Annotated in this window: 19 protein-coding genes and 1 other annotated feature; of the genes, 4 read left to right on the top strand and 15 right to left on the bottom strand. The window is 53.1% G+C overall.

The features are described from left to right. Nucleotides 1-82: 82 nt before the first annotated feature. From ACE5KN_RS20320 to gpr, 3 genes are all read right to left on the bottom strand, one after another. Nucleotides 83-502: a hypothetical protein gene (locus tag ACE5KN_RS20320; RefSeq protein ID WP_375526829.1), complete on the bottom strand. Its 420-nt coding sequence runs from the start codon at nt 500-502 to the stop codon at nt 83-85. 45 nt (nt 503-547) lie between these two features. Then, complete coding sequence (locus ACE5KN_RS20315) at nt 548-1,888, bottom strand: stage II sporulation protein P (RefSeq protein WP_375526828.1); 1,341 nt, start codon at nt 1,886-1,888, stop codon at nt 548-550. Between the two features lie 172 nt (nt 1,889-2,060). Next, nucleotides 2,061-3,062, bottom strand: a complete 1,002-nt coding sequence (gpr, locus tag ACE5KN_RS20310) for a GPR endopeptidase (RefSeq protein WP_375526827.1) — start codon at nt 3,060-3,062, stop codon at nt 2,061-2,063. A 201-nt stretch (nt 3,063-3,263) separates the two neighbouring features. Between gpr and rpsT the strand changes: the two genes are divergently transcribed. After that, on the top strand, nt 3,264-3,536 hold the full coding sequence (rpsT, locus tag ACE5KN_RS20305) for a 30S ribosomal protein S20 (protein WP_305754621.1): 273 nt from the start codon (nt 3,264-3,266) through the stop codon (nt 3,534-3,536). An 85-nt stretch (nt 3,537-3,621) separates the two neighbouring features. Here rpsT and holA read toward each other — a convergent pair whose 3' ends face one another. The 6 genes from holA to ACE5KN_RS20275 form a co-directional block, all read right to left on the bottom strand. Then, a complete protein-coding gene (holA, locus tag ACE5KN_RS20300; protein ID WP_375526826.1) occupies nt 3,622-4,650 on the bottom strand; it encodes a DNA polymerase III subunit delta in 1,029 nt (342 codons plus the stop codon). Between the two features lie 124 nt (nt 4,651-4,774). Further along, nucleotides 4,775-6,160, bottom strand: a complete 1,386-nt coding sequence (locus ACE5KN_RS20295) for an anti-sigma factor family protein (RefSeq protein ID WP_375526825.1) — start codon at nt 6,158-6,160, stop codon at nt 4,775-4,777. Next, the gene (locus ACE5KN_RS20290; RefSeq protein WP_355321156.1) at nt 6,157-6,705 is read right to left on the bottom strand and encodes an RNA polymerase sigma factor; all 549 of its coding nucleotides are present in this window, start codon (nt 6,703-6,705) and stop codon (nt 6,157-6,159) included. The genes ACE5KN_RS20295 and ACE5KN_RS20290 overlap by 4 nt, the downstream gene beginning before the upstream one ends. 166 nt (nt 6,706-6,871) lie before the next feature. Next, nucleotides 6,872-9,553 (bottom strand): ComEC/Rec2 family competence protein, encoded by a 2,682-nt coding sequence (locus ACE5KN_RS20285; protein ID WP_375526824.1) that lies wholly within the window; start codon nt 9,551-9,553, stop codon nt 6,872-6,874. Between the two features lie 201 nt (nt 9,554-9,754). Continuing rightward, nucleotides 9,755-10,273: a deoxycytidylate deaminase gene (locus ACE5KN_RS20280; RefSeq protein WP_375526823.1), complete on the bottom strand. Its 519-nt coding sequence runs from the start codon at nt 10,271-10,273 to the stop codon at nt 9,755-9,757. Between the two features lie 56 nt (nt 10,274-10,329). Continuing rightward, entirely contained in the window at nt 10,330-11,052 is a 723-nt protein-coding gene (locus tag ACE5KN_RS20275) for a ComEA family DNA-binding protein (protein WP_375526822.1), read from the bottom strand. A gap of 50 nt (nt 11,053-11,102) precedes the next feature. On the opposite strand from ACE5KN_RS20275, the gene comER reads away from it, so the two are divergent. Further along, nucleotides 11,103-11,948 (top strand): late competence protein ComER, encoded by an 846-nt coding sequence (gene comER / locus ACE5KN_RS20270; protein WP_375526821.1) that lies wholly within the window; start codon nt 11,103-11,105, stop codon nt 11,946-11,948. Here comER and leuS read toward each other — a convergent pair. After that, the gene (gene leuS, locus ACE5KN_RS20265) at nt 11,929-14,370 is read right to left on the bottom strand and encodes a leucine--tRNA ligase (protein WP_375526820.1); all 2,442 of its coding nucleotides are present in this window, start codon (nt 14,368-14,370) and stop codon (nt 11,929-11,931) included. The two genes, comER and leuS, sit on opposite strands and share 20 nt — an antisense overlap. Nucleotides 14,371-14,431: 61 nt before the next feature. After that, nucleotides 14,432-14,691, bottom strand: a binding site (T-box leader). A 289-nt stretch (nt 14,692-14,980) separates the two neighbouring features. Between leuS and ACE5KN_RS20260 the strand changes: the two genes are divergently transcribed. After that, entirely contained in the window at nt 14,981-16,357 is a 1,377-nt protein-coding gene (locus tag ACE5KN_RS20260) for a glycoside hydrolase family 64 protein (protein ID WP_375526819.1), read from the top strand. Nucleotides 16,358-17,241: 884 nt separating this feature from the next. After that, complete coding sequence (locus tag ACE5KN_RS20255; RefSeq protein WP_375533140.1) at nt 17,242-18,144, top strand: transposase; 903 nt, start codon at nt 17,242-17,244, stop codon at nt 18,142-18,144. Between the two features lie 751 nt (nt 18,145-18,895). Here ACE5KN_RS20255 and ACE5KN_RS20250 read toward each other — a convergent pair. The 5 genes from ACE5KN_RS20250 to nadD are packed head-to-tail and all read right to left on the bottom strand — an operon-like array spanning nt 18,896 to nt 22,129. Beyond that, complete coding sequence (locus ACE5KN_RS20250; protein WP_375528005.1) at nt 18,896-19,669, bottom strand: class I SAM-dependent DNA methyltransferase; 774 nt, start codon at nt 19,667-19,669, stop codon at nt 18,896-18,898. 33 nt (nt 19,670-19,702) lie between these two features. After that, nucleotides 19,703-20,617 carry a CvfB family protein gene (locus ACE5KN_RS20245; RefSeq protein ID WP_375528004.1) on the bottom strand — a complete coding sequence of 305 codons (915 nt, stop codon included), beginning with the start codon at nt 20,615-20,617 and terminating at the stop codon, nt 19,703-19,705. Next, nucleotides 20,614-20,961: a ribosome silencing factor gene (rsfS, locus tag ACE5KN_RS20240; RefSeq protein WP_375528003.1), complete on the bottom strand. Its 348-nt coding sequence runs from the start codon at nt 20,959-20,961 to the stop codon at nt 20,614-20,616. The genes ACE5KN_RS20245 and rsfS overlap by 4 nt, the downstream gene beginning before the upstream one ends. Beyond that, nucleotides 20,962-21,555 (bottom strand): bis(5'-nucleosyl)-tetraphosphatase (symmetrical) YqeK, encoded by a 594-nt coding sequence (gene yqeK, locus ACE5KN_RS20235; protein WP_375528002.1) that lies wholly within the window; start codon nt 21,553-21,555, stop codon nt 20,962-20,964. Continuing rightward, nucleotides 21,545-22,129 (bottom strand): nicotinate-nucleotide adenylyltransferase, encoded by a 585-nt coding sequence (gene nadD, locus ACE5KN_RS20230; RefSeq protein ID WP_375528001.1) that lies wholly within the window; start codon nt 22,127-22,129, stop codon nt 21,545-21,547. The genes yqeK and nadD overlap by 11 nt, the downstream gene beginning before the upstream one ends. Nucleotides 22,130-22,137 lie beyond the last annotated feature (8 nt).

The raw sequence follows: 22,137 nt of genomic DNA, 5'->3' as shown, positions 1-22,137 counted from the left end.
GGCTGCATCAATGTCCCTGCAATAAAAGTTGGGGATAGGCCGCCCCATCCCCATTTCACAGCCTCCTTTGTCCTCATGGCCATTAATTCGTCAAACCGTCAAAAAGGGATACCACCCATTCGATCCCTTTTTTCGACGCCTGCTGCAGCAGACCCGCCGTCTTGTCGGCCATAACATCCACGGAAGCCTCCCCCGTGCGCTGCATCTGCTGCAAGGGGGCCTGACCCTGCGTCTGCGTCTGCGCCTGAACCTGCCCGTATCCGCTCCCATTCTGTCCTTCCACCTGCACCACCGTCATGGAAGGGGCAGGCGGAAGCGGGACGGCCGGCGTATCCTCCACTACCGTTTGTGCAAGATTCCCCGTATTCTCCTGCGGCTTCGTTTGATCCCAGGAAGGTCCGTACACGGTCCGCATCCCCGAGCTTGCGAGCTGCATGCCGAGCACCAGTCCCAAACCGATCAGACAGATGAACAGAAAGGCTCTTCTTCCAAAACGGGACATCCCCCCGCCTCCTCTTCTCAAATTCAAAATTCCCACTGCTTCAGGCTATCTGGCCTGGCCGGCTTCTTCTGTTCTTTTCCCCGTGCTGTCCGCGACCTTCGGAGAGGCTTCTTCAGCTTTTTCAGCTTCTTTAGCTTTCTTAGTTTCCTTGGTTTCATTATCCGCGGCATCCGCCTTGATCACCTTGTTATCTTCCCAATATACCTCCGACAGCATATCGGCCAAGGCCTCGGACGTACGCTTCAGCTCCTCCTCCGTATTATCGATACCACCGATTTCTATCAATATGCTGTTCGGGGAGAGTGACTGGTTATACTCGCCGTTATTGCCTCCTCCCCCATCCTTGCCCCAGACACCGCGTGACACGCCGGGATACTTCTTCTCAAGCTTCTCGTGAATCTTGGCGGCAAAGGCTTCGTTTTTACGCCAGTTTTTATTGTCATGGCCGATGATAAAGTAAATTTTGGCATAGCTCAGGCCGTTAATGACTGCTGTCGTTTTATCATGGCGCTGGGAATCGCGGTGAATATCGATCAGATAGGTCAGATCCTCGTTTTGCGAGAGCGCCTCTTTTACGGTTTGGCGCGAATATTTGTAAGAATAATTCCAGTTATAGTCTTTTACCGTCGTTACGTAGTCCTTGTTAACGTGCATGGTGCCGATGCCCTGCTTCTCAAGTTGTTTGGTTACGAAATCTCCCACCCTGGAAACATTCGCGGACGGTGAGGATGAGCTGGGATTGCTGCTGCTTTTGCTCAGAAGCGGGTTGTAGGCCTCACGTGGATGGGAATGGTAAATTAATATGCGTTTCCCGTCCGTTCTTCTGGACGCGCTGCCCTTCGCGGGTGTATCGTCTTCTTTTTCATTACCTTCCGGCGGGTTCTCGTCTGCCGTTTTGCCGGGAGGAGCAGGCGGAATCTCGCCGGGGCCCGTAATCCCCGGATCAGGCTGGTAGTCTTCAGGAGCTTCAACCAGCCGGTTGCCGGAGCCTGTCCTCAGCAGGACTGGGCTGCCGGTAGCCATGCCCGGTATTTCCCTGGCGACCAGACTTTTCGGATCCTGCGGATTCACCCCCGTCAGCAGCTGGAACGCGAAGGTCGTCATCTGCTGCGCCGAGAAGGCGGAGACCCGCTTGTCTTCATTGAGATGGGGAATTTCCATGCCGAGCATGTCCGCAAAAAAAGTGCTTGAAACCGAGGCGGCAAGCCCCTTCATGGAGGAGACGGGAGAGGATTGCAGACGGTTCTCCGCGATGCCTCCCAGCCCAAGCGCCACAAAAAACAGGGCCGTCCCTATAACGAGCACGACAAGCGTATGGCCCATGGCCATCACGCGGATCATTCCCCTTTTCCACTTTCCTATGTTCCAAATTTGAAATTTGCCCATTCCAGAGCCGTCCTCCTTCACGATCAATGAAGCCCGGCCTTTCAAGTCCGTCGGAGCTTCCGATTGGGATAATCTCTTATACTTCAACTCTATGAACGGAAAGGAATTGCTAGAACGGACAAACAGAAAAAACCCGCCCTGTATCGGCGGGGTGAAGAAAAAATATCATAGGTTAGTGCGTGTAGGCGGCGACGTTATCCGGAGTAATGGCCTCATGCAGCGCTGCGTTCAGCCCTGTGGCGATAATATTCGCAATATCTTCAATAAACTTGTCCACTTCCTTTGGCGTGACAATCAGGTCATGACCAAGCGGCTGCAGCACTTCCCTCACCAGCTGCAGTCTCTCTTGCTCGGAAATAGAGTTGAGCATTCCCATAATGGCCTGTCTGCGGGGTGCATCCTTGCCCAAGTGGGATTTCATCATTTCCAGGGAGTCGTTCACGATCGTTGACGCATAACAGACGGTGGGAACACCGATAGCGATACATGGGATCCCCAAAATCTCTTTGGTGATGCCACGGCGTTTATTGCCGATGCCTGATCCGGGATGGATGCCGATATCCGCCACCTGAATCGTGGTGTTGATTCGCTCCAGCGACCTGGAGGCCAGGGCGTCAATGGCGATAATCAGCTCGGGACGAGTTTTTTCCGCAATGCTCTGCACAATTTCACTGGATTCAATACCCGTGGTGCCAAGAACACCCGGAGCTATAGCACTGACTTCGCGGTAACCCGGATTCACCTGATCAGGCATCAATTCAAAATATTGGCGCGTGATCATGAGGTTCTCCACCACCAGCGGTCCGAGCGAATCGGGCGTGACGTTCCAGTTGCCCAGACCGACGACCAGAACCTTTGCATTGGGGGAAACGCCAATTTTACGGATGAATTCTTCCATTTCTTTGGCGAAGGTGTACGAGACGCGATCCTGCAGCCCGGTGTCGCCTTCCCTTAGCTTGGGGATTTCCAACGTGACATAATTTCCCTGTACCCGCCCGATCTGCTGTGCTCCCGCTTCGTTCATCACATTCAACCTTGTGATCCTGATGCCCTCCTGCTCCTCCACATCCTCCTGTACCCCCGGGATGGGCTGCTGCTGCCCGCGGCCTGCCAATTCCCTTGATTCAATCGCCAGGTCCGTTCTTACCGAATATTTTTGCAAATCGAGGTCCATCATCACGCCTCCTTCAAGTTTCTCTTTTTCTATAGTTTGCTGGACTCGCTGCCGTAATATGCATACAAACCCTGCGCATCTGATTCTGATGGGTTTTTCTAAATGTTTTTCATATTGCTTTTTCAAATATGCCGTGCTAAAATATTTTAAGTTGTGAAACGTTTGTGTTCATAAGGAATGCCTTTACAGGAGGTGAATGGAATGCCGAACATCAAATCCGCTGTTAAACGCGTTAAGACGAGCGAAAAACGCCGTGCGTTGAACGCTTCCCAAAAATCCGCGCTGCGTACTGCAGTGAAAGCTGCTGATACTGCGCTGGCTAATAACGAAGCTGAAACTGCAGCAGCTGCTTTCAAAGCCGCTTCCACTAAGCTGGACAAGGCTGTAACTAAAGGTCTGATCCACAAAAATGCTGCAGCCCGTAAAAAGTCCCGCTTGGCGAAAAAACTGAACGCTCTGAATGCCCAGGCATAATTAGCGCTTCTAATACGACTATGAAGAAAAAATCCTGAACGGTTGAAGCACCGATCAGGATTTTTTGGCATTCTACGGATTTCTTTCATACGGTCTGCGCGCCAAGCTTTAAAAAAAACAACTCCATGCCAAGCACTTTATCCACCGCTCCCGTTTTCATCCGGTAATCCAGCTCCGCCAGCTCATTCAAAATCCAGCGCAGCCGTTCCGGACGGAAACGGCGAGCCTGCTCACCCGCAATCTTGACGGCGTATGGATGCAGTCCAAGCTGTCCGGCTACCTGCTGCTGGGAATAGCTCTGCTGAGCAAGCTCCTTCACCTGCAAAATAATGCGGAACTGGCGGGTGATGAGCGCGGCGATTTTAATCGGCTCTTCACGCTGCTTCAGCAGCTCGTAAAAAATGGACAGCGCATTCTCCATCCGCAGATTGGCCAGCTCCTCCACCATGACAAAAACGTTCTGCTCCGTACTGCGCGCAACCAGTGAATCGATATCCTTCACGCCGATCGTACCACCCTCACCTGCAAAGAGGCACAGCTTGTCGATTTCGGCCGCCAGCGCCTGCAGTCCTGTCCCTGCATTGCGGACAAGCGCGGCCGCAGCCCCTGCTTCAAGACCAACATGGCGCTCCCCAGCGCGCTTCTCCACCCAAGATAACAGCTCCTCGCTGCTGAGCGGGCTAAAAGTTATAACGGCAGCCGTATTTTTAATCTGCTTGACGATTTTTTTGCGTTCATCCAGCTTGTCCGCATGCACCATAAAAACAATCACGCTGTATTCTGCTGGATTCTCTATGTAAGCGGCAAGCGTATCCAGGCGATGCTCCACTTTTCCGCCATCCTTGCCAGCCGTAAATACCCCTGCGTCCCTGACCAGCACAAGCTTCTTCGGCACCAGGAAAGGAACGGTCTCCGCTTCCTCCACGACCGCTTCAAGCGGAGTATCCGTCAAATCATAGGGAATGACGGCAAATTCGCGGTGCTCCTCCTCAATGATATGCTTCTGCAGCATGTCCACGAACTGCGTCATCTGATATTTCTCTGTGCCATACAACAGATACACCGGAGCGATATCGCCTTTCCGGATCGCCTTTACTGCTGTTTTCAAATCCATCACGGCTCACCTCCATCGGTTTATCCTAACAGATAATTGGACCCGCGAAAAGCCCAGGCAGCACAAAAGTCCCCGCGCTAGGCGAGGACCCTGGTTGCCATGTTTTAAAAAACATGGGATTCGGTTACTCCGTAACCTGGGGAACCGTGTAGATATAGTTGCTCACCGTGCCGTCCTGCTCCGTCGAATAGGTGAACGTTTTGCTGTCTTCCGACCAGTTGCCTCCTACCCAGGTACCGTTCAGCGTCCGGACCTCCATGGCGATCTTCTCTGAGCTATCCCCCGACTGCTTATACACGGTCAGCTTCTTGCCTTCCACTTCAACAATATACTGGCCGTCCGGCGATTCGGTGTCAGGCCGCTTGGAAGTTTTCGAAGTGAACGCATCGTTGTTGCCAGGCTGGGCCGTAATCGCCATGCTCGAAGCATTCCCAGAGATATCGTTCTGGACACGGTTTTTCATCAGTGAATCATTGTCTGCAGGCGCCAGCTGCTCCTCCTGGAGAGTGCTGCCCGTTCCGGTACGGTTCTCCGCTCCTTGAGTTGTTTCGTCCTGGGAGCCATCGCCTGCGGACTGATCGCTCTCTTTAGACGAAGCGCTAAATGTTTGAAGCTTAGGGTCCTGCTCCGTCTGACTGTCTCCTGCTTTCGGCGCCTGCTCTGCCTTCGGCGCCTCCTCGGCTTTTGGTGCCTTCTCAGCTACAGGTTTCGAAGAGGTTTCTTCTGAGGTCGCGGTCTTTTCTTTGTCAGATCCGGTCTCGTCTGCTGGCGGCTTCTTCTGCGATTCGGCTTTGCTGTCCGTGGAGCTGTCGGCTTTCTCCACAGGCTTCTCTTCCTTGGATATGGATTGAACCGGTTCGTCATTAGCGGCATGATCCGGCTTTGAGTCCTGCACTCCCGGTTTAATTTCCTCCGTCACAGGGGTACCGGAAGATGCCGACTTATCCTGAGACGGCTCTGCTGCCTTTCCGCTGTCCGCTGCGGAATCCGTTTGCTCTTGCTCCGTCTCGCTCGCAGCTTCTCCTCTTCCGCTGGCATTATGCGTGTTCGCATCTGACCCGGTATTTTCCTCCATCAGCTGCACTTCCGCATTCTCCACTGCCTTGGGCTCATAGGTAACCGCTACGACTCCCAAAACTGCTGCCGCTGCCGCTACCCCGAGCGCCGCACGTCCTGCAGTCCTTTTCCACCATGGAAGAGGCTCGCTATGCTGCTTCCGGCCAGGGGCTCCCTGCAGGGTAACCGGCTTCATCTCCTGAAGCGCGCTGCCCTGCTCTCTGCGCGCCTCATCAATGGCATCAAGCTGCGGCAAAATGGCATCGACCAGGCTGTACTTTGGAGTGACGGCCGGCAGTTCTTCAAGGTCCCGTGACAGTGCCTGCAATATCTGGAATTTCTCCGCACAGGCCGGACATTCCGCAACATGGTCCAATAGCTCGAACGTTTCCAGCTCGTCCAGATCGTGGTCCACATAGCGCTGCATTAGGTCCATCACCTCTTCACACTTCATCCTGATACACCACCTTTCTGGTAATCCTGTAACAACCCTTGCAGCTGCTGCCTTGCCCGATACAAGTAAGATTTGACCGTATTGAGAGGCAAATCGAGAGAGTCGGCAATTTCGTTATATGAGAAATCTTGAAGGTACCGCAATACGATAACCGTCCGGTGATGCTCCGGCAGCTGATTAATTGCCTCACGAACATCCTTTGCCATATAATGAGACAGGACTTCACCTTCTACATCCTGCGAATCACTGAACACCATTTCATGCTCTTCGATCGAAACAGAAGGCTTGTTCCTTCTGAACTTATCGATGCAGATGTTGGTCACAATGCGCTGCACCCATGTTTTAAACTGGGCCTTTTCCTCATAGGAATTAATTTTGGAGTAAATTCGAATGAGTGCTTCCTGTGCGGCATCCATGGCATCTTGTTCATTGTTTAGAATGTAGTATGCTGTTCGGTACACATGCTGTTCTATTTCTCTTAAAAGGGTTATTAGAGCGTCGCGATCGCCTGATTGAGCGGCTCTGATGAGCTCCTGCTCTACCACAAAGGATCCCCCTCTCCTTGCAATATTACAGACGGATGCACCATAAAAATTGTTGCAGCCGAATCGTCTGTTTTCGTAAAATCATTAATTTTTTCAGGGAGTAAGGCCCCTTATGCTATTAAACCTCTTCTTAGAATAACAGAAAAAGGGAGGATAGTCACCCGAATTACAACGGCTCTGGCGCTTCCAGCTTATACCTTTTCTCGATGCTTCCGCCACTCACCCTCATTTGAATTTCACCCTGGGTGTCTGTCCGGTAGATATCAGCTCCCGAACGGTTCAAACGCTCCAGCACCCCTTCGTTCGGGTGCCCGTATGTATTATTAACTCCGGCGGAAATGACTGCAGCCCCAGGCTTCCAATAGGACAGCCATTCCTCCGACGTTGATGTCTTGCTGCCATGATGGGCTACCTTCAGGACATCCACTCCCTCATGGCGCTCATTTTTTGCTCCCTCCTGCCCAATCCATAATTGCTCCACCGCAGCATCCATATCTCCGGTAAACAAAAAAGACGCTCCCGCCATCTTCAGCAGGAACACCACGGATTGCTCATTCTGCTCTTCATCCACAGGCAGACTTTCGTTCTTGCTCTCCGGATGCATGAAAAGCAGCCTGGTCTGTCCGTCAGGCTGCAGCTCCAGCCCGCGGCTTGCGGCGTACACGGGAATCTTCTGCTCCAGACAGATTTGCAGCAGCCCGTCTATTGAGTCCTTGCCCGTTAAAGTCCCATTGAATATAAAAGACTTCACCGGAATTTCTTTCAGCACCGCCTGCATTCCCCCTGCGTGGTCCTGATCCCCGTGTGTCAGGATAAGCGCGTCCAGCTGATGCACACCTCTTTGCTTGAGAAGCGGGACAACCGTCTTCGCGCCCACTTCGTAAGGATCCTTCCGCCGCTTCCACGCATTCTTGCCCGTGTTGAAATCCATGGTTCCCCCGGCATCCACCAGCAGATGCCTGCCTTCCGGGGTTGTGATCAGGATGCTGTCTCCCTGGCCAACATCGATGAATTGCACAACTCCTGCCCCGCCGTTAGCCGGTGTCCGATAGCCCATGTAAAGCAGCAGTATAAAGCATACGCATAAGCCCGCTAAAGCTGCATAATTCCTTCCTGTCATGCGAACCCCGGCATATTGGGCGGCACCTTCGGCATACCAGGACACCGACCACTCCGGTATGGCCGACAAGCCGAGCGGCTCGGGACGATGCCCGTTCTGTCTACCTGCGCGGGTCGTCTCTCCGTGTCGGTTCGGGTTTTCCGGCAGCGGCTGTGTAGCATATTCTTCCACGAAGGACGAAGATTTCGAATCACACCATCTTTTTACGATACGCAGCAGGCTATAAAGCATCACATAATAAGCCAGCACCCACCAAATGGAGGTGGAAGGCCATATCGTGACGTATCCGTCAAAACCGTTCAGCCACCTTACCAGCGCGAATGTCAGCTCATTCAGCCGTTCGGCCGGCCATGCGAGCAAGCGCGCTCCACCCGCCCAGCAAAACGAGAGCAGCAACGCTGCCGCTCCTAAAGGAAGCACAATGAGGGTAAGGACCGGGACAATCACAAAATTGGCGGCAGTAGATAAGAGGGAGAGCTGATTGAAGTAAAAAATAGTCAGCGGAAAAGAAACCAGCTGCGCAGTGATCGTGATGGAGGCGGACCCGCCAAGGGCAGGCGGCCATGCCGCAAATACCGGTCTGAGCAGCGGCCCGTAAATCATCAATCCTGCCGTCACCAGGAAAGACAACTGAAAGCTGACGTTGACGAGCAGGTAAGGATTCCAGAGCAGCATCATGATTGCTGCCGCACAGAGCGTATTCAGCCCGTCCTTCAGAAGTCCCCTCCTTGCGGCATAAAGACCGATCATTGCCATGATTCCGGCCCTCACCACGGACGGGGAACCGCCAGTAATGAGAACATAAGCAGGAACCAGAGCAAACACGATCCATAACGCCGACTCGCGCGTGAATCGCAGCAGTCTGAGTATATAAAGCAGCGCAGCCGTAAATACAGCGACATGCATGCCTGAAATGGCAAGAATATGCGTTAGCCCTAGACGCGTAAATTCACGATACAGATCAGGGTCAATGTCATCCGTTATGCCCAGTACCAGGCCTTTCATGAACCCGGCATGGATCTGCTGTGCAAAGGTCGTATCCATCCGTTCTCCAAGCAGAATTCTGGCGTCATCACTCCAGCGCAGCAGGCTGTACCTGCTCCACGAGCCTTTCTCCAGAATAGCCACGGAATCGGCCCCTTTGCTTTTCAGCAGCCAGTGGATTTGCCTCGTTTTCAGATAATTCCGATAATCAAAACCGCCAAAATTCCTCGCTCCCTCCGGGATCTCCATCGTGCCCGTAAAGGTGATCCGGTCTCCCCGGGACCAGGCTCGGGCAGTATTCTGTTCTTCCTCTGCGGCAAGCCTGATCTGTACAAGCACTTTCTCCGATATCTCCCGCATCTGTGCGGATTCATCTTCACCACCGAGAGCCGTAAGTTGAAGCTCAAACTCCGCTTTATTACCGTCTACCTCCACAGGAGACGCAATCCAGCCTTCTGCCTGTACCGGCCTGCCGTCAAGCTCCCTGCTCGCTGCATGCAGGACCTCCGGAATACGGCTCGCCTGAAAATGATCATACAGCTCCCAATACACTCCGCCTGCGGTTAAAATCAAAAAATACAGCAAAGCCTTCCGCCACGAAATTCTGCACAGCCAAACGGCCAGCGGCAGCATGAAAATCAAACCTGCCCACATGCCCAGCAGAACCTTCCCGGAATATAGGCAGGCAGCCCCGGAGGCGGTAATCCAGCATACGGTCGCGGTAAGCAGCGGCCTGTTCTTCATAATACTCCTCCTTTGCAAACTCATTAAGAAAAACGTCTATCGACGTACATTCAAAGAAGCCAGACCGCGTTTAGCAGAAGTTTTTCTTGAGGTTATGGAATTGTTCAGCTCCGCTGAAAACTTATAAATTCCATAACCATAAGAAAAAAAAGAACCCCTGCCCGCGCTCTTGGCGGCAGAGGTTCCTCCTCTTCAAAACCATTAATTTGATACTTTCATCCATGTCTGTTGCGGCGGCTGGTAGTTCTCCATCTGCCGGAACACAATGCCCTTCTGCTCCATAAGCTCCTTCACCTTGCCTGTATCCTTGGGGTAAGGACGGTGATAAATCACTTCAACAATGCCACTGTTCGCCAGCATATTGGAGCAGGTCCAGCACGGCTCGTCCGTGACATATACGGTTGATCCTTCCCGGTCGATCCGGTCCGTGAACAGCAGCAGGTTCTGTTCCGCATGGATCGTGCGAATACAGCGCTGCTTTTTGACCAATTCCTCCCTGCCGCCCGTCACAACAAGCTCAACCTCTTCGGAAATCATGCAGCCTGCTTCGGAGCAGTCCGGAACTCCCGAAGGGGCTCCGTTGTAGGCTGTACCCAGCAGCTTTTTCCCCTGCACAAGCACAGCCCCGACGTGACGGCGCGGACAGCGGGAGCGGGTCGACACCATATAGGCGATATCCATAAAATACGTATCCCAGTCTTTGCGTTCCTCGGCGCTCATAAAAAACCTCCGGCACACAGATAGTGTTGGCTCTCTATTGAATTCGTTACAGCAATCTACAACTGAATATACGGCTCCATCTTCTGCAGCATTTTGGATCCAATACCCTTCACTTGATCCAGATCCTCTACCTGCTTGAAGGGGCCGTGAGCATTGCGGTATTCCAGGATGGCCTGCGCCTTTTTGGCGCCGATGCCCGGCAGCTCCATCAGCTCCGCCGCCGAGGCGGTATTGATGTTGACCATCTTCCCATCGGCAGGGAGCGGAGTGGATGTCCCCGTGTCTCCCGGAGGTTCGGCTGCCTGTGTCTGAACAGCATCAGGAGGCTGCTGCTCCGTTTTGGGAGCGGCCGTTTGCTTGGAAGGTGTCTGCTCGACAGCTGTTTTCTCTGCAGCCGTTTTCTCCGCAGCAGCGTCCGCAGCTTTTGGGTCAGACCCGCCAGTTGCCGGGCCCGTCTCTTTCCCGGCGGAAGACGCCTTTTCAGAAATAGCCGAAGCCGCCTTGTTCTCTTCTGCCGCCCGCTCCTCAATAACCGGGTTCAGCGGGGTCCACCCCGGCTCCGGTGCCGGCGCGCGGCTGCCGGAAAATAAGATCAGCCCGCTGCCTGCGACGGCCAGCGCCACCGCAGCGGCATTCATTGCACGCTTCAATCCAATCGTCCTCTCTCCATAGATATCAGGCGGCCTCAAGCCAAAACCGCCTTTTCCAAAGCTTCGTATTCCGGAAGGTGACGTCCCGCCCAAAAAGTCGTCATGATGCCCAAGGCCGGATGCATACACTATGAAGAATAACTGCGGCTTATTCAACAGTTGAAAGGAGGACGCTAAGCATGAAGGTAGGTTTTATCGGGACCGGCAGCATGGGCAGTCTGCTCATAGACGCTTTTATTAACGCCGGCGCCCTGACCCCTTCGCAAGTTACGGCAAGCAGCCGTACATTTGCCAAAGCAGAGAAGCTGGCCCGCCGCCATCCCGGCCTGAACCTTTCCTTGCGGAACAGCGACACGGCGGCGGACAGCGATATTGTGTTTATTTGCGTCAAGCCCCTGGAATTTAAAAGTGTGATCGACGAAATCCGCAATGCCGTTTCACCCGAACAGATTGTCGTATCCATCACAAGCCCTCTGCTCATTGAACGGCTGGAGAGCGAACTCCCCTGCAAAGTATCCAAAATTATACCCAGTATCACGAATCTGGTCGGCAGCGGAGCCTCGTTATGCATACATGGCAGCCGTATCAACGAAGAGGACAGGTACATGCTGGAAAATCTGATGTCGTCCATCAGCAGACCGCTCCGCGTACCGGAAGCGTTTACCAGAGTTACTTCCGACTTTGCCAGCTGCGGCCCTGCGTTTCTCTCCTATTTCCTGGAGCAATGGATTAACGCCGGATCTGAACTGACCGGCATGGACCGCGGGCAGCTCTGCGAGCTCGCTGGCGAGATGCTGCTCGGCACCGGAAAGCTGCTCACTGAAGGCGGGTTCACACCTGCCGAATTGCAATCCAGGGTAGCCGTCCCCGGCGGGATTACGGCCGAAGCGCTCAGTCTGCTGGAAATGAGCCTCCATAATGTGTTTCATGAGCTGATCAGAACCACACATGAAAAGTATGAAGAAGACGTCCGCAAAGCAGACGCCTTATTCAGCTCGGAACAGCTTAACCGGCAACAATATTGACGAGCTTGCCCGGAACGGCAATGACCTTGCGCACCGTCTTGCCCGCAAGCGCCTGCTGCACATTTTCCAGTGACATGGCATGCTCCTCCAGCGCTTTGGCGTCCAGATCCTTGGATACCGTCGCACGCTGCACGATTTTACCGTTAATTTGCACAACGATTTCCACTTCGGCGTCCACGGTCCATGCCTCATCATATTCAGGCCACGGAACATACGAAATGGTGCCGCTGTGTCCCAGCCGTTCCCAAAGCTCTTCTGCAAGGTGAGGCGCCAGCGGGGACAGAAGCTGCACAAAATGCTCCATGCCTTGGCGCGGCAGGCTCTCCGCCTTGTAGGCTTCATTAACGAAAATCATCAGCTGGCTGATCGCGGTATTGAAGCGCAGGTTCTCCAGATCCTCCGTCACCTTTTTAATGGTCTTATGCCAGGTGCGCTTGAACTCATCCGTTCCGCCGTCCGGCGTGATTTTGCTGTTCAGACTTCCGTCTTCCGAAATAAAGAGTCTCCATACGCGGGACAGGAAGCGATATATACCCTCTACGCCGTTTTCGTTCCATGGCTTTGTGGCCTCCAACGGTCCCATAAACATCTCGTATACGCGCAGCGTATCTGCGCCGTATTCGTTAACAATATCGTCAGGGTTAACGACATTGCCGCGGGATTTACTCATTTTTTCATTGTTGGTGCCGAGAATCATGCCCTGGTTGACCAGTTTGTGGAACGGTTCCTTCGTCTCCACTACACCCAGATCATACAGCACTTTATGCCAGAAGCGTGCATACAGCAGGTGAAGCACCGCATGCTCGGCACCGCCGATATACAGATCGACAGGCAGCCATTTGCGCTGCTTGTCTTTGGACACCAGTTCCTTGTCATTGTGCGGATCAATGAAGCGCAGGTAGTACCAGCAGCTTCCGGCCCACTGCGGCATGGTATTCGTTTCACGGCGCGCTTTCATGCCGGTCTCCGGATCAATCGTTTCCACCCATTCCTTCACATTGGCCAGCGGGGATTCTCCCGTACCCGACGGCTTGATATGATCGACATCCGGCAGGACAAGCGGAAGCTGATCCTCTGGAACAGTCTTCATCGTACCGTCCTCCAGATGCAGAATCGGAATCGGCTCACCCCAGTAACGCTGGCGGCTGAACAACCAATCCCGCAGGCGGTAGGTCACCTTTCCTTGACCTTTTCCCTGCTCCTCCAACCAGGCGATCATTTTGGCGATCGCTTCATCGTTGTGAAGTCCGTCGAGGAAGCCGGAGTTCACGTGCGCACCGTCTTCAGTATAAGCTTCCTTCGTTACATCCCCGCCTGCTACCACTTCAATAATGTTCAGGCCGAATTGCTTCGCGAACTCCCAGTCACGGGTATCATGTCCAGGCACAGCCATGATAGCCCCTGTACCATACCCTGCCAGCACATAATCGGCAATCCAGATCGGCAGCTTGGCTCCGTTAACCGGATTAATGGCGTAAGCCCCCGTAAATACCCCTGTTTTGTCCTTGGCCAGGTCCGTACGCTCAAGATCGCTCTTGCGTGCCGCCTGCTCCTGATACTGCTTCACAGCTTCCTTCTGCTCGGCCGTCGTGATGACATCCACCAGCTCCTGTTCCGGAGCCAGGACACAGTAACTAGCGCCAAAAAGCGTATCGGGACGGGTCGTAAACACCGTCAGGCTCTGATTATGGCCTTCAATTTGAAAATGCACTTCAGCGCCGGTGGATTTTCCGATCCAGTTGCGCTGCATATCCTTGATGCTTTCCGACCAGTCCAGCTCCTCCAGGTCCTCCAGCAGACGCTCGGCATACTCGGTAATTTTCAGCATCCATTGACGCATCGGCTTGCGGATGACCGGATGACCGCCCCGCTCGCTCTTGCCATCGATAACCTCTTCATTCGCCAGCACCGTGCCCAGCGCCGGACACCAGTTCACAGGCACCTCAGCCACGTAAGCAAGGCCGCGCTTGTAAAGCTGAATGAAAATCCACTGCGTCCATTTGTAATAATCAGGATCTGTGGTGCTGAATTCGCGGTCCCAGTCATACGAGAAGCCAAGCGATTTGATCTGGCGGCGGAAATTGTCGATATTCTTGAACGTAATATCGCGCGGATGCTCGCCTGTATCAAGCGCATGCTGCTCGGCCGGCAGGCCGAAGGCATCCCAGCCCATCGGATGCAGGACATTGTAACCTCTCATTCTTTTAAAACGGGAGACGATGTCCGTAGCCGTGTAACCCTCCGGATGACCGACATGCAGTCCTGCTCCGGACGGATAAGGGAACATATCCATGGCGAAAAATTTCGGTTTGTCCGGATCTTCTCCGGTGCGGAACGTTTTATTCTCTTCCCAATGCTTCTGCCATTTCGGTTCAATGCTTTGCGGCTGATAGCCATGCTTCGGCTGTGTTGTTTCACTCATATTGATTTCCTCCTCATACGGTCTGCAACAAAAAAACCTCAGCATCCCGTAGCGTGTCTGCGCTAGGGACGAGAGGTTGTTTCCCGTGGTACCACCCTAGTTAGTAGCTGGTGTTCTTCACCGCTACTCCCTTAAGCACCCTGTAACGGGGGTGATCCGATGCGGCTTACTTGCTTATGTACGGAGAGGCTGCAGCCTCCTGTCCCGCGTTGACCGCATATCTCCGAGGCGAGTTCATTCCGCTCGTCAACCGGCTTGCACCAACCGCCGGCTCTCTAAAATGACCAAGACAAAATTACTGTTCCTCATCAGTGATTTTTTTAACGCAAATATTGCCACTATTATATGAAAAACAGCTCAATATGTCAATGTCGGCTCTCCCTGGCCATTATATCCCGGTTAATCAGGCAATATTCTACGGACAGAGACTAATGGCATAGGCTTAGAGGTTTATTTTTGAAGAACGGTGCATTTTTATGTTGAAAACGTTTCCATTTTTTGAAATAATCATGCTACAGCAGCGGATTGACAAACAGGAATGTCGGCAATAGGATGTTGCAACCAGTGCAGACTCAAGCTTTGAAAATCAGAGTATGAGGAGGATTGGCCAATGCGTAAATTTTGGAGCTGCATCGCTTTCACTGCTGCCGTGCTGTTGCTTAGCTTTATTTCTTATTCACCAGGCGATCGCGCCTATGCTGCCGATTACACCCAGGGAGTGTCAGTTTCGGGTACGACGGCAACCATCTGGTTCGATTCCAACGTAAACACAACATGGGTGGATGTTCATTACAAGGTCAATTCAGGCGTGCAGCAAAATTTAAGAATGAGCTATGACAGCAGCACCACCAGGTATGTCCAGTCAATTAACAATGTAGCCGCAGGCAGTGTAATTACTTATTTTTTCACCTATAACAACGGAACTCCGGCATACGATACCCCATCCTTCACCTATACGGTCCCCTCGGGCGGAACCACGGAACCGGGCAATCCCTCCGGCGGCACATCCATTTATGACATTGCAGCATCATCCATCCCCGGCCCGACCGGCAATGGGGAGTTAACCTTCCGTTTGCTGAACGGAACCAATGGCACATACAGTGATCAGCAGATCTATTGGGGCGTGCTTGGCATCAACCCGGAAAACGGGCGCTGGAGCTATCTGGATGCCTCAGGCCAGCTGCAGCCGATTTCCACAGCATTAAATGACGCCCCGGGCCATCTGAGCAAAAACGGAAATAATTATGCGAATATTTATCATCCCCTCTCCAGCTCTTATGTAAATTTGCCGAAAATTACGTCAGGCCGCATGTTCATCTGTGCCGGCTCTCCGTGCTACATTAAAACCTATGACGACGGGTTTGCGGGCCCGGATATTAATAATCCGACCGATCCAAATCGGGACATTTACTTCGATTTCATTGAGTTCACGGTAGATGATGCGGGTTATCATGGCAACACGACACGTGTGGACGGCTTCGGCTTTCCGATCCAGCACAGGCTGGTCAACCGCTCCGGCACCTACGACCGGACTGTGGGCGAGCTGGAATCCGAAACGCGGGCGGGGTTGTTCCAGAAATACCGGAATGAGGTGCCGCAGCCTTTTAAAGCGTTGGCCGATGTGCAGGCTCCTTACCGCATCGTGGCGCCCATTCACGGCTCCTTTGCCTCCGGGGGCGCCAATGGCAACTATTTTGCCGGTTATTCCGGTTACAGCACCCAGGAGATTCTGCTCTGCAACGGGGCGCTGCAGGAGGATTCCGCCAAATGCTCAGCCATTAACCGCCATGTCTATGAAAATCCGGCGAATTGGAACAATGTTTCAGCCTATTATCAGGCCGCTCCAGCCAACTTTTACGCCAAATTCTGGCATGATCACAGCATAGACCGTCTGGCCTACGGCTTTGCCTATGACGACTACAACGGACAAGCCTCCTACCTGGAGGTCGGAGATCCGAAGGGGCTGCTGATCCGCGTGGGCTGGTAAAAATTCTATGACTAAAGACGCCGTGTCGCCAGGAGTGGTGGATACACCTGTTTTCAGTGGAATGGACGCCGAAAGTCGTGCAGTAATGTTCCAGAAGGCTGCCCAATCCCTTTTGCTGTAGCACGTTGCCCAACCTGAAGAGATTGCCGAGGCATACGTGTACTTGGCGAAAAACACATACACAACCGGGTCCGTGCTTCAAGTCGAGGGTGGTGCAATCCTGTCCGGTATCTAAACAATGCTTGCGGGGGACGCGTCCCCTTTTCTTTTTACGCGTAAAAGTTAACAAAGGAGGACCTCGCTTGATCTCGTTCTCATTCTAGTTTTTTTGTGGTAGTTGGAAATACGCACGCAGCAGCGGAGAGGACGAAGCAATTCCGGATAAAGCGGAGCGGTCACATTTGCCCCCGAATCTTTACCGATAAATAACTCAACTTTCGCAGCATGAACCGGCAAACAGGCCTTGATGTAACTGGGCAAAACGGGGATCCACTGCTGGAGTTGACGCTGAATCAGCAGACACTTTTTTCTAGCTTTTTTGGAAGAAGGGATTCGCCCCACTCAGAGTCCAGTACCCAGAGTGAGACGGGAGACTATAGGGTATGGTATCTGGTGTTTGGTGTTTGGTGTCTAGTGTCTAGTGTCCGTTACCTGATACCTGATGTCTGTTGCCTGATGCCTCTCCATACAGCTTTGCATTGCATGATTATCCCTTTCGCTCAGAATGCGGGGGCTGAGGGCCTAGGGGAGGGAATAAAGAGAAAAGAGATACGAGAAAAGAGGCAGCTAAAATGGGATGTTCGGCTTGAAAATAGGAACATATGTTTGGTATAATGACAAAAGGAACGATTGTTCGTATATTATTGATTCGGGGGCGAGCAGACATGGAAGTCCAAGCGGAAACGGAACTTCAATCCTTTAGCAGCCGTTATCACAACGAGCGGGACTGCATGGAGGCATTGATCGCGATGAAGTGGCCAAACGGCTTCGTCTGCCCGCGTTGCGCTCACACCCGCTGCAGTCGTCTGACTTCCCGGCGCATTCCCTTGTTCGAGTGCGCCAGGTGTGCGCATCAAACGTCGGCTTTGGTCGGCACGATTTTTGAACGAACCCATCTCCCCCTGATCAAGTGGTTCCAGGCGCTGGAGTTGTTCCTGCTGCCCGACGGCATCTCGGCGATGCGGCTGAGCCAGGTGATCCAGGTCACCTACAAGACCGCATGGCTCATGCTCCATCGCATCCGCCATGCCATCGGAGAGTTCGATGCCCGGGAGCTGCTCTGCGGAGACGTGAAGGTGAACAGCGACCTGTATGGGCGTAATCCGGCCCGGCTACAGTTTCCTCATCCGCATGCTTCGGCAGTCGTAGCGGGATGCAGAGTCACGGAGTCGGGCGAGCCGGAGCAGGTCAAAATCCGTCTGGTCCCGCAGATGAGGGGAGATGGGTACGGAGCGAATCGACTCGAACTCGCTGCGTTCATCAACGAACAGGTAGATGTCCGTGCATCGGCGGTACAGTCGTTCCCTCAAGCCTTTCGGCTGTATAGACCCTTGCGGAAAGTGGTGAGCGAGGCGTGGACATCGCTGAAAAGTACATATATTTCCTTGGGCACCAAACATCTACAGGCGTACCTCAACGAGTATACCGTACGCCGCCGACTGCGCCTGCCCGGAGGGGAAGAACCGATGTGGCAGAAGTTGTTGTACATGAGCGCGGCGATTCCGGCAATCCCTTACCGCCGACTGATCGCACGCCAACCGGTTCAGCTTCTTGCAGCTGCGTCCTGATCACAGGGCTTGAACGAGGAAAGGTGAGCATGATGTGCGTGGCTTAAACGGTGTGGGTCAGGATGAACGAGGACATCGGAAAAATTCAGATTCAAGCAGCAACGAGGGCCAGGGTCTTTTATTTTTTCCTGGCTTTGCTCCGCTCCCTCCTTCTCTCTCGGTCGGTTTCACATCACCTAAACGCTCTGCTTTCACCTGAGATCGCCTCATGATCTCGAACCGTCTGCTTCCCATAAGGCATCATCAAAAAAATAATAGAGACCCATTCGATGGTCCTGAATAACGTAACAACAGGCATTTTCGTGCCTCACTTGATCCGTTATTTTCTTTAACGTGCCTAAAGTATATTTTCGGTTCCCGGTTTTCTGTTTTTCTTTACCTGATCAAACGGGATAATCGTGCAAGGCTTCCAAGCAGCGAGTTCACATGCCTTGCCACGGTCGACGGGCGACTTGACTGTCAAGCACGAATGATTAGGTGGAGTCCATAAAATGAGTTCACTTAATTTTCGCAGCATGAAATCGGCAAACTTGCAAGGAGGGGATTCGATTTCGAATTCCTCAGAACCCAGCCAGCGGCTACAAAGGTTTAATTGGATTTGTGCTCTGCCGAAAGTTGAGTTAATAATAATTAGGTAAATTTGGGGACAAGAGCGATTGTAGGAATGCTTTGTTCTCGGAGCGCCTCAAAAGAACAAAAAAGAGCGCCCAAGCAGGTCAGTAAAGACCTTTTGAGCACTCCTGCGGTTTACTTATTTTATCGCAACATAGAACAGCCTTGAGGCGTCATCCCCGGCTTCCACCCATTCGAAATCGGCATAGACCCTAACCTCACGAAAGCCAGCTTTAACCAGTTCTGTTCTCATCCACTCCGGATCATAGGCCCGCTGCACATGCACTTCCTCGAAGCGCTCGTACAAATTGCGTCCTTCTGTCTCCGCGCGTGCGAAAATACTGAGCCGGTGCTCGATTTCGCAGCGCTGCACATCCAGCTCGCATGTCCAGATGTAAGAGATGGAGCGCTCATCCAGCACAAACGGCTGTTCTTCATCATAACGCCTGAACGTATTCGGGTGATGCACATCAAACAGAAAAGTCCCGCCAGGCTTCAAGCCGTCATAGGTTCTGCGGAACACACGGGCTATATCCTCTTCCTCGAGCAGATAATTCAAGCAATCACAAAAGGAAATGACCGTGTCCACCGGCTCCGGCAGTCTCCAGTCCCGCATATCCTGCTGCAGCCAGCGGACGCTTCCTTCCCGGAACAGCCGCCTGCCCTGGGAAGTCGCTTCCATCTTGCTGCGTGCAACAGCCAGCATATCGGAGGAAAGGTCAATGCCGGTCACTTCGAACCCTGAATTGACAAGCGGGATCGTGATGGCGCCCGTCCCGCAGCCGAGCTCGGCCACACTGTGGGGCATGCCATGTTTTTCCCATGCCTTCCTTGCAAAACGCAGCCACTCCGGATAGGGCATATCCTCCATCAATTCATCGTATACATAAGCAAACTTACGGTAAGAAGACATGTTTACACCGCACTTTCCATTTCCTGCACAGAGCTACTTCTGAGGATCTTGATTATTCTGCTCCTTAGGCATCTTCTCGGCCAAATAGGTCCAGTTCTCCTTCTGCACAATCAGGCCTTCCTTCATCAGCTTGCCGAGAGCCCGCTTGAACGCGGATTTGCTGATTCCGAAGCGCTGTTTGATAATATCCGGCGGCGTCTGGTCGGAGTATGGCATGCCGCCACCCGGCCGCTCCTTCAGGAATTCAAGCAGTCGTTCGGAATCCTCCATGCGCCCCACCTCCTTGCGCGGAGCCATGGCCAGATTGACACGACCGTCTTCCCGAACATGCGTAACTCTTACATTGACCGTCTCACCAAGGCGCAGCATACGGCTGCGCTCCGAGGCATGAATCATGCCAATCGCGCCAAACCCGAGCACTCCCCCGTCTACCAGCACAAAGGTACCCATTTGCAAAGGCTTGTACACCGTCGCCTCAACCCATGTATTAACCCAGGACTGCGGTGCATGAAAGGTCAGCGGAGACAGCTCCTGCTCCCCCGCCAGCTTGGCGCGAAGTCTTCCCTGCTTGTCATGCTCCATGATGACAAAAACATGGTCACCAACCTTGGGATGCAAATCGCGGTTTTCCGGCAGCTCCCGGATGGGCAGCAGCAGTTGACGCCCGAGCCCCATTTCGAGAAAGCAGCCAAGCCGTGGATGAACATCCGCCACCTCCAGCCTGGCCATTTCACCCAGCGTCAAATAAGGCTTCTTCATGGTTGCGGCCAGCCGGTCCTCCGTATCATAAAAGATAAAAACGTCCAGCCGCTCGCCTACCTCGATTTTTCGCGTCAGTTCGGTGTAATGCAGCAGCACGTCCTGATCGCCATAACTGAGAAAATAACCGTATGGAGACACCTCACGGTCCACCATAATGTTAACCATGGTTCCAGCGATCAAATTCATACCGTCTCCACGACCTTGGCATCGGACCAAAGTCTTTCGATATTGTAATACTCACGCTCATCGCGGTGGAACACATGCACGATAACATCCCCGAGATCCATCAGCACCCAACGTGCCGATTCCATTCCTTCAATGCCTTTTACGGTTCCGCCCTGCTCCATAACCTCTTTACGGATTGCAGTGACGATCGCCTGCACTTGAGTGTCGGAGTTCCCGTGGCAGATCATGAAGTAGTCGGCCACAAGGGAAATTCCGCGCAGGTCAAGCGCCACAATATTCATCGCTTTTTTGTCATCGGCGGCGGTAACCGCAAGCTGTAAAAGTTCATCCGGTTTGATTGTCATTCACAAACCTCCGTGAGATTGAATTTTTAATTGCTGCACAAGATAATTGCGCGATAATACCGTTAACGGGTAAATCACTTTCCGCTGCGTGAGCAGCAGGGAAATCGTTGAATCAAAGCCGGCCACCAGCGCCTCCTCAAGGCTATGTTGGGCCAGTTCGCGGATCTTATTCACACCGGGAAAATCTCTTCCTGGTTCAATGTAATCAGCAAGACACACCACTTTATCCAGCAGGCTCATATTTTCTCTGCCGGAAGTATGCCAGCGGATCGCATTCAGCACCTCGTCATCCTCGACTCCATAGTCTTTGCGGGCAACGATAAAACCTGCTTCCGAGTGCCAAAGCTGCTTGTCATGCTGCAGCAGTTCTTTGTTGCTCTCGCTGCTTTCCTCAATGACGGCCTTCATCTGTTCAACAGGCCAATACTTGGCTACATCATGCAAAATAGCGGCCAAATCCGCTTTGACAGGATCGGCCCCATACTTCTCTGCCAGCTCCACGGCGGTTTGCATGACACCGAGCGTATGCTTCCAGCGTTTTTCCGGCATCTGGCCGGATACGATCTCAATCAGCTGCTCGCGGCTATATTTCATACATGCTTCCCCTTGTAATAAATTCATACACCCGATCAGGCACCATGTAACGGACAGAATGCCCAGCAGCGATGCGCTCCCTGATGTCTGTCGAAGAAATATCCACGACCGGCATATCGGCCAGTTTCACCCTGTCATGCAGAAACGCGGGAAGCTCATCGAGCGCAAGCTCATACCCCGGCCTTCTCACGCCGATAAATACGAGTCTTTGCGCCAGTTCCTCGATATGCTCCCAATGGGGAAGATAATTGACCATATCCGCGCCGATAATGAAAAAGAGCTCTACCCCGGGGTGCAGCTCCTGCAGCTCCCTGATCGTCTGGAACGTGTAGGACACGCCCCCTCTACGGATTTCATGATCAATGGCCTCAAATGCAGGGTGGCCCTGCACGGCTTCCTTCACCATCTGCAGACGCTCTTCGCCAGCGGCACCTGCCCCCTGCTTATGCGGAGGGATATGGGAAGGCATAAACCACACCCTGTCCAGCCGGTAAGTATCATAGGCCGCTTCGGCTGCGAGCATGTGGCCGATATGGATTGGATCAAACGTACCGCCCATAATTCCGATTCTCATAACTCCAC

It is taken from the genome of Paenibacillus terreus (assembly GCF_042138595.1).
Taxonomy (GTDB): domain Bacteria; phylum Bacillota; class Bacilli; order Paenibacillales; family Paenibacillaceae; genus Paenibacillus; species Paenibacillus terreus.
Note: the sequence above shows the minus strand (reverse complement) of the source record. Positions and strands in the feature narration are given on the sequence as shown.